Raw genomic sequence first — 16,502 nt, 5'->3', positions numbered from 1 at the left:
CTATTGCCTGATTTGGATACGCACGATACGAGGCTTATCAGTCACACCCGTGAATGATGACCACCCCAATGATGCAGGCTTGCTTTGGCTTAGTTGCATGGGTGGAGCTTCGTCATGCTTAATACCAAGCTCTAAATCGAATGCCATCTGCTCTCGCAACACAAATTCTACGAGCGTGATAAGCGGCAGATATTCCTTGCCTGATGGCAAGAAATCACGAAAACGAGCTTGAGTAAGACCATTGATACAAATGACAAACTTTCCACTCCTGTCACCCACTTTGCTGCCGATCACTGAATCCATGCCAATGGCGGCATTGGCCATGCCCAAGCGCATTTTTTGTTCTTCTGGAATATCAACATGACGCAATTCCCACTGCCGAATAGACACATCGTCGAGATCGAAGCAATGAGCGATGATGCCTGCCACTACCTGTGGTGAACGGCTTCTTCCGGCCAATACACCAGCGTAAGAAAGCATCTTGCACCAGTTAATGGGGGTCTCACCCCGTAGGTTTTCATCAGCCAAACCCACCAATGCGAAAAGCTGCGCGGAAAAGGCATCAGTCGCGCCTTCACGAAAACGAATGTAGTAGCGGTACTTGCGCCAAACTTGATAAACCAAGGTCAAAAGACGGTGATTGAAAAAATCCAAAAACGGTTTTCTCAGCCCCGTTTCTTCGCTTTCTGTCAGGATGTCTTCAATGAAAAAACCCGGTAGTGGTGACTGAGCACCACTCATACCAAAGAACGTGGTTTCAAGACGCAAACGGTCGCCTTCTACCGCATCCAGAGCAGAAACATCACTGGCTGCAAACCCCAACCCTGGATTGGCTCCAAACAAAATTTTGCTCGATGTCGAAACCTCGTCTTCTGGATCGAGGTCGCCAATGTTGTGCAGCAATTCCACCAATTGATAGAAGTTGTAGCCACGCACATTTTTGGGCAGCAAACTATCGACATTATCGCTCCCCATATCGTCAGATATACCTGGAGCGACGGAAGCCTCTAAATCAGTGGCTGTTGTCCGTTTTGTAGACCCCATGTATACCTTTCCTGGTTGTCTGCGTTTATCACGACAAGTTCGTGAAACGAATTAATGCTGGCGTAGAGCGAGAAAAAGCGGCTTAGCACTGTGCCGAAAATATAGAGTTCACCTTCTGAGCCAAAAGAGGCTTGAGACAACGTAATTTCTGACCTTAAGCCCCTAACAGGTAAGCCACGAATAAGCTTTTCAATTGGAGAGGAATTGATCTCAACAATGCCATCTAGTCGGTGGCGTGATACACGCTCGGCTTGCCTGTCAACCAAGGCGCGAAAGTCGTAAGCACGCAACACTGAAGACAGCGCATCTTTTGAAAGCAAAGATAAATAATTAAGAGATAAGTTCGAGATAAGCGTCCATAACAACGTACCGTCCAACATGGGACGCATTGGCGCAGTGGGTTCCGTCAAATTGCTAAAACTGGCATAAGCTGGCGACGAATCTGTCGGTACGCAAATGTCACCCTTACCCAACTCAACGGGCAATTGTCTGTTAGTACAGGTTAACGACAGTGAAATAGCTTCACTAAACCCTGTGCATTCCGTTTCGTCGCTGCGGACAAACGAAATATGATGGTCAAAACCATCGTTGTGAATACTGTCTTTGACACGAACTCGGTAGTAAAGCGCTTTACGATCTCGCGCACGTTCAATTTCGTGTTGGAAGCTTTCAAACGGGGTATAGGTTCGAATTTGACCGCGTATACGCCCAACGTTATTTTCTTGCCATCCCTGAACAGTATCCACACTGAAAATTTCATAATGCGCAGCGTAGCGGCTCGATGGCGTGATTTTGTATTCTGCACTTTTGCCATTGAGATCAATTGGATCGGCGTCATGCTCAAACAGATTAATCACGGGAGTACAGTTGAGCTCAAACGTTTCATCTTTGACTCTGACATCTGGCGGCAAGGTCTTCGAAAAGCTAAAGCGCAATGTGAATTTCCCCGTCACATCCGCAGGGACATAACGCCCTAAATCTGCCACATCGAAGAAGAGGAATGCCTCTGGAAACGACAAGTACTCTTGTAAAATCCTATATCCTTCGTAGACATTTTTAGGGTACGGGAGAATCGCATCATCCCCTTCAAAGCCAACCGCTCTGAAGCAATTCTTTGGTAAGGTGACGATTTTATCACCCACAACCACTTCCACTTTTTCAAGGTAGTGGCTGAGCCATAGGTACAGCATTTCAGCGCTGTAAGTTTCGCCACTTAAGAAGAATCTCAGGGACTTAAGGCCAATTTGACCGACACTTTGGTCGCCCAAGATCCCTAGTTCCACATCAACTAAAGAGGCTTCACGGGTATGAACAGTGCTGACACTATTACGACGTAAAGGGTAGATGCTGACATCTCGACAAGTTCTAAAATGACAAACCGTGCTAAACACAGGATTGGCATCCAACTGTGTGCCCTTTTCAATAGTTTGAGCGTAAGTCAGCGCCTTTTCATCTGGTGAGAATTGTACAATGCTAATGCTTGGCACTGGGCGAAGGTAGTTCGGCCAAAGCATGTTAATAATGGAATGCGTTAACTCAGGAAATTCATCTTCGACTTTCTGGCGAAGTCTCCCTGTCAGAAACGCGAAACCTTCAAGCAAACGCTCAACATCTGGGTCGGTGTGACGGCTATTTAGAAAACGGGCAAGCTGCGGATAAACTTCCGTAAACTCGAGTCCCTGCTCTCTTAAGAAAGCAAGTTCATCCCTGAAATATCGATTCCTTGACACCTAAACTACCCTGTATTTGCGATTACTGTCTAAAAGAAGGTCAATTTGTACTTTGCGGTGCATAGCACCGAGGTTGACCGACGCTGAAATCTGAAATCGTAAATTGAGCGGCGATCCGTTATCAGGTAGCACATTTATATCCATGCTCTTGATACGCGGTTCATACGTCTCAATACATCGGCGAATCGCACGGCGAATTTGCAATGCCAGATCGTGTGAACTCAGTGCAGCATCGTTAAAATCAATCAGTCCTAAATCGGGCGCACTGAGGGATTCCCCAATGCGCGCGTTAAGCAGATTCGAAACATTGACTTTCAATGAGTCGAGCACGTCGGCCGGATCTGGACCTTGTGTCACAGAGCGTTGCGGCGCATCAGTTTCTAACCGTTGAAAGAAACTGACGCCGTACGCGATGTCATCTGCATCAGGGATTGCCATCGATTACGCCTGATCCAAACGACCAACAAGTGACAATTCAAAGTTTGCACCCATGTATTTGAAGTGCGGACGCACAGACAAAGACACTTGATACCAACCTGGATTACCTTCTACGTCCAATACTTCGACTTTCGCTGCACGAAGTGGACGACGGCTACGAACCTCTGCTGGTGGGTTTTCCTGATCTGCCACATACTGACGAACCCAAGTATTAAGCTCACGCTCTAGATCTTGACGCTCTTTCCATGAACCGATCTGCTCACGCTGTAGCACTTTAATGTAATGCGCCAAACGGTTGATGATCATCATGTACGGCAGTTGAGTGCCCAACTTGTAGTTGGTTTCGGCCTCTTTGCCTTCTTTGGTGTTAGGGAAGACTTTCGGCTTCTGGATGGAGTTAGCCGAGAAAAATGCTGCGTTATCACTGCCTTTACGCATGGTCAGAGAAATGAAGCCTTCTTCCGCCAGTTCAAATTCTTTACGGTCAGTAACGAGCACTTCGGTTGGGATCTTGGCTTGCAATGCACCCAGAGATTCAAACAAATGCACCGGCAAGTCTTCCACTGCACCACCACTTTGCGGACCGATAATGTTCGGGCACCAGCGGTACTTGGCGAAGCTCTCCGTTAAGCGTGATGCCAAAGCAAATGCAGTGTTACCCCACAGGTAGCTTTCATGAGATTCACTCACATTTTCACGGTAATTAAACGAAGTGATTGGGTTCTCTACTGGGTCATACGGCACACGAAGCAAGAAGCGCGGTGCTGTTAAACCGATATAACGTGCATCTTCAGATTCACGCAACGAACGCCATTTGGTGTAACGAGGGCTTTCGAATGTTGCCGCCACGTCTTTCAGGTTTGGCAACTCTTCAAACGAGTCAATGCCAAAGAACTCTGGAGCAACGGATGATAAGAATGGCGCGTGTGCCATCGCACCCACTGAACCGACATACTGTAGAAGTTTCATGTCAGGCGTTGACGGAGTAAACGCATAGTTACCCACAAGCGCCGCCACTGGCTCACCACCAAACTGCCCATAGCCTGCTGAATAAACGTGTTTATACAAACCAGACTGCGTGGTTTCTGGCGCGAATTCAAAATCATCTAGAAGCTCTTGCTTGGTTGCATGCAACACTTCGATTTTGATGTTCTCGCGAAAGTCAGTACGGTCGACCAACAGCTTCAAACCACGCCAAGCAGATTCCATTTCTTGCACAGGTTCGCTGTGAAGTACTTCATCCATTTGAGCACTGATTTTTTTGTCGAGCTCTACCAACATTTGGTCGACCAGCGCCTTATTGACTGGCTCTTGCTCTTTGTCGGAACCAATTAGGTTCTCAACAAAAGCAGCCACGCCTTTCTTGGCAATGTCATAACCTTCTTCACTCGGAGCAAGACGGGTTTGCGCCATGATTTCGTCGAGCAGACTGCCAGTTTCGCTAACAGAGCTCTCAAGCGTTTTTTCTTGTACGGACATTAACAAAATCCTTTTCTCTTCTGCGTGAGTTWAGCGTCAGGAGCTGGTTTATCGTCAGCACCTACTAGGTCTAATTCAGCCAATAATTTCTCTCGGGAATCTTCTGATGCAAGCAACTCTTGGAGGCGTCCACGAAAAGCAGGAATATTTCCAAGAGGGCCTTTCAATGCGACCAATGCCTCACGAAGTTCCACAAGTTTATTAAGTTCTGGTACTTGTTTCGCAATCGCATCTGGTGAAAAGTCAGCCAAAGATTTAAAAGACAATTCCACAGGAAGTTCTTGTCCATCTTCCTCAGTCATAACATTTGGAACAGAGGCTTTAATAGCAAGACCACTCTCTCTCATCACTGATGTGAAATTATTCTTGTCTACAGAAACAGCTTCCCTTTCCTCAATTGATGTATCTTCTGGGTGTCCTTTAAAGTCGCCCAAAACCACCATTTTTAGCGGAAGTTCGATTTCTGCCTGCGCGTCACCTGTTGCAGGAACATACTTAATGTTAATACGTTCTTTTGGTGCAACACTGCCCTCTTTCGCCATTATCTTGCTCTCCTTTACGTTTTAGAGATGTCGTACAACGGAATCGTTGCTASATTTTAATTCACCAATTTCAACACAAATAAATCAGTCAATTTAAATAATTTAGAAACATAAGCACTCGTCTCAAAATAGAAACTATGCGATTGAGTTAGATAAAATGCGAAGCAGGAACCCACTTACATGGCAACACCAAGAAAGCAACTTCTAGCGAACATAATTATCAATAAAAGCAGAGAACAACAGGAGGGAAAACAGAAAAAGATGAGTTAAAACAACAGCTAACCTTGAACCACAGAACAAGTTCAAAAAAATCAAGGAAACTGATGCCTTTGATCGCCATCAATGTTTAAGAGTGCCACCGTAGAACTTTGCCAACCAACGTTTAAATTTTGTAATTTGCGCCATTAACTACAGGTAAGGAAATCTCTATCCCAACAGTAATTAAGCACATTCTAATTTTAGTTATATTTATGTAGCTAGTTATTGCCAAAACCAATACTAACTTTTTTATTCTTTGTCTGTGCACATCATGAAACATGACCCCGACAGACCACAAGAAAAAGAAGTGAAATTTTGCATAGAAAAATATAGAAATAAGATCTACATCTATAATATTCATCAGTAGAACAATCATCTCATAATTGAGATGATACACAGTTAAAATCTGACGACATAAGAAAGTCACTACTGACAAAAAGGATATTTAATTGGGGCAGGCTAATTACCTAGTACTTTTATCATCACAATGGATAATGTAAGCAGACATTAATGACAAGGTGCATTAATTGGAACTGACATCACTATGGTTATCGCTATAAGGTTATACTTATTAAAACACCAAAATATATTGAATAAAAACTCGGCCATTTTAATTTTTTCTATTGCATCATTTAGCCAATATTGACAGTTCCTCCTCCTATCACGACTCCRCCGCAACCAACCGCATCGCCTGTCCGCGCCACCGCTTTTCCGTTCGCGAAAACAGTCCCTGAGCCTGCAGCAATGCTTCTTCCATGAGGTGGRTTTTTGGGTTTGTCATGAGGCGCCAATGCATCACCTTGACGGGCAAGAGGGATGCCATCGACTTTGACATCTGGGGATGCTGAGATAACCGGAGAAGGATGAAATCCATCATGATCTGTTCCAATGTTACCTAGCACAACAGCATTTCCCATAAAATATCATCCTTGTTCAATGAGACCGCCTCTACTGGGCAACAGTAATGGCGGTTGTTCGATACTCATCCATRAAGCAATTAAYAMGCCAACAGCTACACACGTATTTTCAAGTAGTTAGCTAACCTCCAAGCAATGATCGAGCAATATATTGCCTATRAACTGATGAAAACTTGCTCATCAAGCAACAAATTGCTCGATTGACGGCAGAATGATAGTGTCCACTTCCCATTTAATGAGACAACTCATAATAAGACGTTTCCAGTTTTCTCAGGTATACCGCTGTAGGGATATTTCCTAAACTTTCGTGGGTTCGCTCTTGATTATAATCACACACCCATGCCATATCTCGAACCTGAACGAGTGAACCAAACACATATGCATCCGAATGAACCATTAAAACGTTCAACAAAACCGTTCTGCAGAGGCTTTCCAGGCTAAATATACACAAGGTCAATATCGTGTGCTTTACACCAGTCGGTTAAGAGATAAGCTCGGGCCCGTTATCCATACGAAGCTGTTTTGGTAGGCCGCGTTCTTGTTCCAATTGTTCAAGGGCACGTACTACAGGTCCCGCTGGTAAGCTGGTATCGACTTCTATTGCTAAACATTCGCGTGTTGCTTCATCGAGAATATTGAGCGTCCGAATGCGTTTACCTCAATACAGGGAGTTATGGACAAAGTCGAGTGCCAATGGGTGGATAAGGTGTATCCACCACATCCAGCGGCATAGCAATTCGTGGCGGTAGTGTGCGTTTTTGACGCCGTTATAGGTTTAATCCCATACGGCAGTAAACACGGTATAACCGCTTAAGATTGAAACGTTAATATTTTGATTTATTCGCCAGAAACTCTTCCAGAATCCATCATTGGGGACTTTTTAAGTACCGCATTAATGGTACCAATAACCTCAGCATCGCAAATACACCAATCCTTGGGCTCTCGATAGTAACTCGCGCGTCCCTGTACCCTCAGCCGGCATGCACGAAAAACACTCAGGCCTCCGGCGGCTAACGTGCGTGTACAACCTCGCTTCTCACACACTACCAATCCTTTTTTTGCGAACTGCGCCTTCATGGCATGGTTTTCCAAACTGATGTCGCAAACATTATATTGAGCTTGGTATCTTCTGCCTCTAGCTCCTTAATACGCTTCAGTTCAGATGCACGAAGCCCACCATACTTGGCCTTCCAATTGTAATAAGTTGCGCTACTGATGCCGTGTTGACGTTAAATATCGTCAACTTTCATACCAGCGTCGGCTTCTTTGAGGATCGTGACAATCTGTGATTCAGTGAACCGTGACTTCCTCATGGTGCTCTACTGCTTTATCTGTGGCAAAACCCAAGTTTAAACTTTCTCGGCATAGGGGAAGTGGACAACATGATGCTACTTGAAATCTTTCTCTTCCAGTAGATCCAACATATAATTGTAGCCACCCATAATTACAAACACTCTTATTGATGACCCATCAGCAAACAACAATTTTATTTGGTCTCCTTTAAATTTCACTTCAGATAGATCGTTCCAATCCTGCCTCTTCTCTCCACTCCAAATTGTAGAGTAGGTAATTGACTTGTCGTTATAATTTCCTTTTGAAAAAAAACTCTCTAAAGATAAAATGGCAGCCAATAACAAAACAAACGCCAGTAGCATCAAGAATTCATAATATTGAGACCTATCAAACATATTTAGAAAATAAACACTAAGGATAACGATTGCACCGACTACAGACAAAACCGCTATTGTTTTAGTAAATGGTGTGTGCTGGAGAATACCATACCGCTCTTTGAACCCAAACAACCCTGCGTAGGTAGGGGTTCTAATGAAATACAAGAAAAGCACGAAGAAAAGTAACTCCACTTAAGCCTCAATCACTATTTTCACCACCCTATCCATCTAATTCTGCACTTGAGAATAGAGTGGTGAAATTATTATTTAGCATTACCTACGTAGCTAGATATAGCGGAGCGTCCGATTGAACTTCTACTGAAGTAACTCGAGGGGCGATAACTAAAGGAACTTACCCGACCGCCAATTAAGTTCGACAAACCACCTGAAAAACCAGAGTAAATGTAGTTAGTTGTTGGTGATAATCTACCTCTACGATAATCACTAATCCCCATCTGAGCAACGTTACTCCCAGCCCCTACAGCAAATGTACCAGCTACCGTCGAGCCAATACCATATCGAACCCCAAGATGTGCATTTACCGCTCCAATAGCTGCTGAAGTTCCTAACTGTACGTAGTCATAGTTTCCAAACCCTCGTGTTTGAGTCTGATAAAGGAAGTTCGCAGCGAATGACACACCAGCACCAATAGCCTGAACATAAAATTTTCCCGTGGGATCCTTATTTATCATTGGGTTATTTTTGGCATACAGATAAAGATTACGGTTATCTTTGTATCCAATCGGGTCTACTTGCATAAATCGACCGATACTCGGTGAGTAAAAACGAGCTTTAAAATATACAAGACCCAAATCGTCAAAATGTTGTTGCCCTGTAAATCCAAACCTCTCGTCGCGACTGTTTGGATATATTGATTGCTCTCCAAATAGCCCATATGCATATATGTCTGACATGGCTCCACTCAACCCGGCCTTACCGACTATGCTGCCAAGATGGTCTTTGTATAACCACTCTGCATCACTAAAACCATCGCCAGTGTAGCTCACTAAAGGTTCATCCACGTCCGGGCCAAACACGTATCTTTTTCTCAGTTTTCTATTCGGCTCATATTCACCGATGAGATTTTTCCCACTGTAATATAGTCGGGTCTTAGAGCCTGGTGATACTACATAACTTAAATCGCCCTCTGCGTCATAATATAATGAGGTCAAACGGCCATTTTTAATGACAGATGTCAGCTTATTATCCAGATCATATCGGTACCTAGTGCCATCCTTATCTGAAATCAAGTTACCTCTTGCGTCGAAAACAATTGAACTACCATTTATATTCGTATATTGATTAAGCAAGTTTGCCGTAAATGATAAGTCGTTACTTTCTGCTGACCTCCAAATAAATCGTTCGTTGTCAAAATCGACCTTTGTTATCTCCCCGACACGATTAGTTTGATAGTTCCATTCAATGTCCTGCTCATTACCTACAAGATCGTTCGACAGCCTTAAGATTCTGCCTGCATCATTAAAAGTATAATTTACAGATGTATTATTTCCATTCATCACTGAGATTCGGCGTGACAAGTCATCGTATGTATACGATGCGAGAACAAAACTATCTTTTTCTAAAACCCGTTCCATTCGATTTCTGGAGTCATACTCCATAGAAATAAAGAACTCATCATTCTCAAACTCTGGCCACTCCATTCTTATGCGGTTACCCGCATTGTCATACTGATAATTTATAGTCTTGTTATCAGATGTTTTAGCTACCAACCTACCAGCAATATCATACTCATATATTATGACATTCCGGTTGTTTATGTATCGAGAAACTGTTTTGTTCCCCACATAGTCATAGCCAAAATAGATATCATCATTGGTTCCAGGGTAGTCAATGCGGCGTAGTTTATTTACTTCATCATAGAATTTGTAAACCCATGCACCTGACCTACGTTTCTCTGCTGTCACATTTCCATTTTTATCATGTTCAAACTCCTCAGAGAAATTGGAAAGCTGGCCTGCAATGTTTTTGTCAGGGAATGTCTTTTTGACCATTCTATCAAAGCCATCGTAATCATATTTAGTGACAGCTCCTCCAGCATCCGTCTCTGTTTGCAGCTTTCCGTTTGGAGTGTACGTGAGAGAGAGATAGGTTCTTTGAGAATCTGAGCCCACAGCTTGAGAAATGGTTTTCTTTTTATCATCCAAATAGTATGTATATGCTGTTTTCCTTGACCCGCCATCAGCATCTAGCAGTAATTCAGTGCTATCACTTACCCTATCCAACGCATCATAGTTCTTTACCGTTACTGGGCTATGAACCGACGTCATCGAAGGACAGGTCGCTTCTGATGAGGTCAGATATGGACCTACTTTCATCGCTTCTTTTTGGCTGTCTGTATAGGTAACGCAGGTAACCATCCATTTATTACCTAATTTATTAGCACTTCTTATTAGATTGTTATCGCCATCATAAGCCGACTTTGATATAGCCCCATCGGGGTGCAATGTGGAAACCTTATTTCTATCAACATCATAACTATAGATAACGACATCATTAACATCCGTTCTTGGGCCATCAAGAGAAATAAGGTCTCCTGATGAGTTATATCCCCTTGTGGTGGTTAAATTCAGTCCACCAGAACGACTGTCGACGATTTCTTCATAGGGTTCCAAATGGCCCGCTACATTATAGGTATATGTGGTTTTTCGCTGTGAAAACAGATTAACGTCTTCTGTTTTCTCTGTAACTAAGGAAATCGGACCAAATTCTGTTGAAAAGTCGGAATACTCATACTTCGTATTTACCTCTTCTTGGTCAATATACTTCAGGGTGGCTGTTAGTTGCCCTTTTTCATTGTAGTAGTTATATGTCCGATTCCCTCTAAAGTCAGTGATCGTGGTAACTTCGTTAAATACCGGATGATAGGTAATACGTTTATATCTTAACCTTCCATTTCCTGACTCTGGTTTAGGGAAATGTGTTTCAAGTGAAACTTTATGATTGCATCTCTTCTGATTAATACAAGACGCATCATCGTAAGAATATTTCACATAGTTTCCTTCTGGGAAAACTTCTTTAACCTTGCGGTTTAAGTTGTCATACTCTTTCGTCTTAACATAGCCTTCCGCAGATATCTCTTTTAACGTTTTACCCCAATAATTAACATAGCTAATCTTGCTCTTACCATAAGGGCCGACTTCTTCAGACCGCGTACCAGAGAAGAAATACTCAAACTGTTGACCGTGTTGATTATTTTGAGTGCGTATTCTTCCTTCCGTATCATATTGATTGGTTACAACAGCAACATTTGGTTTGCTAGGCATGAAATATTGATACATTCTATGCGCATCATCGTATGTGTACCGTGTTACGTCTCCTCTCGCATTTGTCGATGTCGATAGGTTTCCATCAGTGTCGTAAGTATAGTTAACACTGCGTGTTCCAGCAGTTACCTTGGATAACTTCCCTTCAGCGTTGTATTGAAAACTCAACTGCCTTCCAACGCTGTTTTTTATCTCTGAAATCAGTCCATCCAAATAAGAGAATTTCACTTGGAATCCATCAGGACGAATCAGCCGATCAAGCTTTCCATCTTCAGAAAACTCAAGCTTTTCGTTATTTTGAGCGGTATAGCTGTATAGGTCGTTGTCACTTTTGCTCAGCAATGCAGCACTTGCCGGAGGTGAGTTATACGTTCCATCTGCTAACTCTACGAATGTGTCTCCGTTCAAGCCTTTTTCTACAATGACGGTATTGTCCATGAGTTGTTCCGATAACCAACCATTCAATATAGCTGCCGTCATTGAAGCGGGAAGATTGGGATTGTCTGGGAACAACAAATCTTGTGTTATCGCGTGTTCAACAATAACAGCCGTTGCATCAAGCGCGCTGTCCAGCCCAAAGGCTTGAAGTCCATTCGATGCCTTTCTAACAGAGTAAGTTAGGTTATTTTTCCAGCCATATCCCATTGTAGAGTCTGTTGTGTTAAGACCAGAGCTATATTGTCTTGTATAGGTCAGCTTATTTGGAAACTCGCCAAAACCAGTAGATATATCTGACTTCTCAAATATATAGTTCCCCTTCGTCATATCTATAGGATCACCAAAGAAACGACGTGTGTTCTGTCGAAGTCTTTGAGATGACGCCATACTATATGATCGTGTATACCAAGTAATAGGTCGCGTATAAAGTGTTGAATATCCTCCGTCAAAATTACTTTGCCCTGCATGAACCAAGGCGCCAACAGCGAGGCTAGAATCTGTATTGTTGATGGTGTAGTAGCCTACGCCGCTCCATTCATTGATTTGGATGGCGCAGTTTTTAGGGATTTGAATGACAGATCCCTCATTAACAAAACCCTGCAATGTATTTCTGTAGGCACTGCAGTTAATTAAGTTTGGGTAGACTTGATCAAAGTTGGCTGCCGTCATTTGATAGAAAGTTCCGCCATTCTTTGCATTAAAATCTAAAACACTGGCAGCCGACGCTGCTGGAGCCCCACTATTTTGCTCCACCGAGGTCGATTCCAAAATGCTTCCATGCCCAGCATGGCCCATAATGAAACGTTTCTTTTGCGCTACATCATCAACGGCATGCACCGATGATGTGGCGGCCGCCACATCTATATATGGACTTCCATTATATCCAGCAATGCCCACCAAATGGTGATACAGCATTTTGGTATCCAAAAGGCTCGATTCAATATCGGAGGAGCGTTGCAATTGAACGAACCAATTAGCAGCCAACAGCCCTAAGTTATTCCCTTTAGTCTCTTCGCTATCAGGATCCACGCCAGATAACTGCGCGAGCGATGATTTTGCCTGTTGGTGGTCGATGATGGTGTGCCCGACATTCCCGAAGTTCGCGGCAACTAAATAGATACCCCCTTCAGTTGCTGCGTGACGTGTGGTCAGGTTTACAGAATCAATACTGTAAGCCCGATGTTCGACTTTCAGTAATATTTCAGATCGATGACCTGAAGGTAGAATGTTTCCCCTAGCTTGCTCAACACCATCGATATTAAGAATCGGTCGATGATCCTCGCTATAGGTTATGGTAATTCTCTTGCCCGCCATTTCATCTGAATATAGCGAAAAATCTATGCCTTCATATTGAATTGTAAGCAATACCCTCAGAGAGTTTGGAAGTTGATTTAAATTCAGTTGTCTCTCGTAGGCATTGTAATTAAATGGGAACAGGCCACGTCGTTCATACCCACCAATAACATCAGTCAAACTTCCTGTCGGGTATTCTTTTCTAAAATGCTCAATAAGCTTGGTCGTGTATTCATCCATCTTCTGACGAACACCATCGCGATTAAGATTCGTCACGCTAGTTGAGGTAAAAGTTGCCCCTTCAACTGCGGTAGACATCAGATCATTGCGGCTATACCCTACAATCTGGTAAATATTGTTTTTGTTTAGTCCATAACTATATGCGTTGTCTTTTAAACTGGTATCAAGTGCAATTAACCGGCCATCGACGATTGCTTCAATCCAGACATGACCTACCGCAATCGATGTGAGCTTGGTTAAATTTGCTTGACCATTACAGTCTACCTCTTCCTCGAATACGGCATCTTTATATGGAATCTGAGAATTAACAAGAACTTGGGTTATACCACAAGCACTGTTTGCATCTAATCCGAACCATCTTGCTAGAAAATCTCCCGATAATTTCACGAAACCAATTGTATAGTAAGCTTCAATATCAGACTCATCTAACAGGGCTTTCGTTAACATTGCTAAATCAGCAGGTGTTCCTTTTGATTCTATTAACGCTCCCAACGCACCTTTTTGTATCCCCCACACTGGATACGTGTCGACATGTAAGTACACATATTCACGTATCAAGTCCAAATCATATTTCAGTGCTCTCGCCATCTCCTTCACGGAAGATGGGGCAACGGGCGTGATTGTAGAATTCGAAGATCTCGCCGTTATTTGAGTATTGGGCTGATAATCTGATACTTCTTCGAAGTTTTTGTTCAGTGTAGCTAGTAAAGCTTCCTCCCCAACTACGGGTGTAAGATCAAAAGACTGATAACCTTTTTTGTATGTTGCAGTTTGCTCTGAAGCAAAACCAGAAAATGAAAGAACACTTAATATAATTGCGGATATTATTCTCTTCAAGTGACAACAAAAATCATTAGCTTTACAATGCATGCTCTACTCCATTACGAATCTTATTGAACACATGAAGGCCTTTCATCGCAACTCTATAAATTGCGATATTAATATGGGAAATTTATAATCTAGCACTTAATTAGAGACATTTATTCTCTCTGAAAAGCAATAGCCATCATGCGAAAGATCATCTCTAACCCTTAAGATAACGGACTTCTGTGATATGAATGCAAGTTGAGCTTGATCAAGCATTTTATATCCACGTGCCATATCCGTGAACTCCCCAGTGCAACTAAACGTTACCCAGTCTTCACCGCAACTTGGTAGGTTTTCAGAAGGGCTTTCCGATAACTTCGCCATACAGCCACCAAATGAATTATCGCTTGTAACGCTGACTGCTTCTACAGTTGTGAATATTGTATGAACCGCTGCATTTGCAATAGAGAAAGAACCTAGAACCAAAAAAATTGGAAGTACTATATACGTGTAAACCCTCATGATGCCTCCTCATGAAATTAGTTTTTGATATCAATTCTTTTCACAAAACAGTACCCTTCGATCTTGTATTGATCATCAACGGTAACCTTTATACTTTTATTTGCAGTCAAAGAAAGCTGAGCTTGGTCAAACATCCTAGTCCCTCGTTGCTCATCGGCAAATTGCCCATTGCAACTGAACGTCACCCAGTTACTCCCACATTCAGGCAGTAATGTCTGAATATTGTCATATAGTCGAGCCATACAACCCCCAAACTTATCGTTATGAGTTGTCATCAGCGAGATCACTTTAGAATCTAACTCAGCTTCTGTGGCAGAAGAAATCATGCTAAAGACACACAGTATTATGATGGTTACGATCTTCGAAATAAGCTTCATTTTAAAACCAGCTCCTATTTACATTACTTCCCAATCAACGGTATATACGAACGCCATCCGCTTACGGAATTATTACAATCCTCGCACTCTTCTACATCAGAGCTGCACATATCGCCTTGGTTATTTTCATCTGAATCAATTTGTTCTGGATTAGCCACTGATGGGCAATTATCGATAGTGTCGTTTATACCATCATTATCATCATCAGTGTCTGCGGCATCACCGATACCATCACCATCATTATCGGAGGCCTCGGAACTATCTAGAGGGAATAGGTCACTATTATCCGACACACCATCCCCATCATCATCGGTATCAGTGTTGTTACCCACACCATCACCATCAGTATCAACGCTCTCACTAGCATCAAAAGGAAATGCGTCTTCAGTATCAAGAACGCCATCATTATCGTCATCGGTATCACAAAGGTCGCCAGCACCGTCTCTATCAAAGTCATTTTGCTGTGGATTTGAAAGCGTTAGACAGTTGTCAAACCGATCCAAAATTAGGTCTAGATCAGAGTCAGAAGCGAAGATTATTGATTTTTCTGTCGTTCGATTGCCTAAAGCATCGAATGTATAAGTGGTCGAGAAATAACCATCGACTGATTGTTTTTTTATCTGCCCTAAGGAATCAATCTCATATTCCACTGAAACTGCGTGAGCAATTGGTGATAGGTTAGCTAAACAGACCGCAAGAATTATCTTTCTATATAGATCTGATTTTATAGCGCAATTTATCACTATGTAATCATTCATATCTCACACCCTAATCTACCAACGTCAATGTCTATGATTATTTTCTTTGTTTGTTCCGAAAGTATTGTCTACCTACTTAAGCAAAGGAATGCTAAATATTAGTCAATTTTCTAAATTCTCAATTTAGGGTCTATTTCACTAAAATGACACTTAAGCCTTTCTCATATATATGAATCCAAATAAAAATAAACCAAAATCAGATTTAAAACCGAATAGACCAAGCAACTCACATTGATTATTTCACCATATAAGACATATGACACAACCTCATGTCATTCGGATCAAGAAGTGATAACTAACGCATAAGCCTCATATTTAAATGAAAAGTTTTCGAATCAAAAAAAACGGATGCTTTTGACTTTAATATCCACACCAAAATACATCATTGACGCTTATTTCGGCAATGCGACTAAAATCTCCAAAACAAATCATTCAACTAAAAAGTTGTTAATAAAACTTAACTGATGATGACTTAAAATTATGGGTGGGTAGGTAGGTCGCTTAATACTTTCTTCATCAAAATGGATGATGTAAGCAATCATTAATGACAAGGTTGAATAATTAGGGTTGATATCACCACTATAAATACGAAAGGTGATATGAAGAATAAAGAGAAATATTTAGTCGGCCATGCGTTAAATTCTATCGCCTACATTAACCAATATTGACAGTTCCTCCTCCTATCACGACTCCTATCACGACTCC

The 16,502-nt window shown here is 42.3% G+C and carries 11 protein-coding genes and 1 pseudogene; all 12 read right to left on the bottom strand.

Going from position 1 to position 16,502, the window contains the following annotated elements:
• The 12 genes and pseudogenes from tssG to L4D06_RS10725 all read right to left on the bottom strand — a co-directional run bounded on the left by tssG (nucleotide 1) and on the right by L4D06_RS10725 (nucleotide 15,797).
• Nucleotides 1-1,044 (bottom strand): type VI secretion system baseplate subunit TssG, encoded by a 1,044-nt coding sequence (gene tssG, locus L4D06_RS10780; protein WP_274164260.1) that lies wholly within the window; start codon nucleotides 1,042-1,044, stop codon nucleotides 1-3.
• Complete coding sequence (gene tssF, locus L4D06_RS10775; RefSeq protein ID WP_274164261.1) at nucleotides 1,008-2,774, bottom strand: type VI secretion system baseplate subunit TssF; 1,767 nt, start codon at nucleotides 2,772-2,774, stop codon at nucleotides 1,008-1,010. Before tssF ends, tssG begins: the two co-directional genes overlap by 37 nt.
• Complete coding sequence (tssE, locus tag L4D06_RS10770; RefSeq protein WP_274164262.1) at nucleotides 2,775-3,212, bottom strand: type VI secretion system baseplate subunit TssE; 438 nt, start codon at nucleotides 3,210-3,212, stop codon at nucleotides 2,775-2,777.
• Between the two features lie 3 nt (nucleotides 3,213-3,215).
• Nucleotides 3,216-4,691 carry a type VI secretion system contractile sheath large subunit gene (gene tssC, locus L4D06_RS10765; RefSeq protein ID WP_274164263.1) on the bottom strand — a complete coding sequence of 492 codons (1,476 nt, stop codon included), beginning with the start codon at nucleotides 4,689-4,691 and terminating at the stop codon, nucleotides 3,216-3,218.
• Entirely contained in the window at nucleotides 4,691-5,233 is a 543-nt protein-coding gene (tssB, locus tag L4D06_RS10760) for a type VI secretion system contractile sheath small subunit (protein ID WP_429739331.1), read from the bottom strand. The genes tssC and tssB overlap by 1 nt, the downstream gene beginning before the upstream one ends.
• A gap of 890 nt (nucleotides 5,234-6,123) precedes the next feature.
• Entirely contained in the window at nucleotides 6,124-6,408 is a 285-nt protein-coding gene (locus tag L4D06_RS10755) for a type VI secretion system PAAR protein (RefSeq protein ID WP_274164265.1), read from the bottom strand.
• A 232-nt stretch (nucleotides 6,409-6,640) separates the two neighbouring features.
• Nucleotides 6,641-7,721 (bottom strand): annotated as a pseudogene (locus L4D06_RS10750) (transposase).
• Nucleotides 7,722-7,796: 75 nt separating this feature from the next.
• Nucleotides 7,797-8,270: a hypothetical protein gene (locus L4D06_RS10745; protein WP_429739329.1), complete on the bottom strand. Its 474-nt coding sequence runs from the start codon at nucleotides 8,268-8,270 to the stop codon at nucleotides 7,797-7,799.
• Nucleotides 8,271-8,341: 71 nt separating this feature from the next.
• Nucleotides 8,342-14,203, bottom strand: a complete 5,862-nt coding sequence (locus tag L4D06_RS10740; RefSeq protein WP_429739327.1) for an RHS repeat-associated core domain-containing protein — start codon at nucleotides 14,201-14,203, stop codon at nucleotides 8,342-8,344.
• 96 nt (nucleotides 14,204-14,299) lie between these two features.
• A complete protein-coding gene (locus L4D06_RS10735) occupies nucleotides 14,300-14,662 on the bottom strand; it encodes a hypothetical protein (protein ID WP_429739326.1) in 363 nt (120 codons plus the stop codon).
• 17 nt (nucleotides 14,663-14,679) lie between these two features.
• A complete protein-coding gene (locus L4D06_RS10730; protein ID WP_429739324.1) occupies nucleotides 14,680-15,039 on the bottom strand; it encodes a hypothetical protein in 360 nt (119 codons plus the stop codon).
• Nucleotides 15,040-15,062: 23 nt separating this feature from the next.
• Nucleotides 15,063-15,797 (bottom strand): thrombospondin type 3 repeat-containing protein, encoded by a 735-nt coding sequence (locus L4D06_RS10725; protein ID WP_429739322.1) that lies wholly within the window; start codon nucleotides 15,795-15,797, stop codon nucleotides 15,063-15,065.
• Nucleotides 15,798-16,502: the final 705 nt, after the last annotated feature.

The sequence above is a fragment of the Enterovibrio makurazakiensis genome (assembly GCF_050336585.1).
GTDB classification, from domain to species: Bacteria; Pseudomonadota; Gammaproteobacteria; order Enterobacterales; family Vibrionaceae; genus Enterovibrio; species Enterovibrio gelatinilyticus.
The sequence above is the reverse complement of the archived record's forward strand: the minus strand, read 5'-3'. Positions and strand labels throughout refer to the sequence as shown.

Bases quoted from the DNA above. Each gene is read 5' to 3' on its own strand.
- tssG (WP_274164260.1), bottom strand. From the start codon at position 1,044: ATGGGGTCTACAAAACGGACAACAGCCACTGATTTAGAGGCTTCCGTC.
- tssE (WP_274164262.1), bottom strand. From the start codon at position 3,212: ATGGCAATCCCTGATGCAGATGACATCGCGTACGGCGTCAGTTTCTTT.
- tssC (WP_274164263.1), bottom strand. From the start codon at position 4,691: ATGTCCGTACAAGAAAAAACGCTTGAGAGCTCTGTTAGCGAAACTGGC.
- L4D06_RS10740 (WP_429739327.1), bottom strand. From the start codon at position 14,203: ATGCATTGTAAAGCTAATGATTTTTGTTGTCACTTGAAGAGAATAATA.
- L4D06_RS10735 (WP_429739326.1), bottom strand. From the start codon at position 14,662: ATGAGGGTTTACACGTATATAGTACTTCCAATTTTTTTGGTTCTAGGT.
- L4D06_RS10730 (WP_429739324.1), bottom strand. From the start codon at position 15,039: ATGAAGCTTATTTCGAAGATCGTAACCATCATAATACTGTGTGTCTTT.
- L4D06_RS10725 (WP_429739322.1), bottom strand. From the start codon at position 15,797: ATGAATGATTACATAGTGATAAATTGCGCTATAAAATCAGATCTATAT.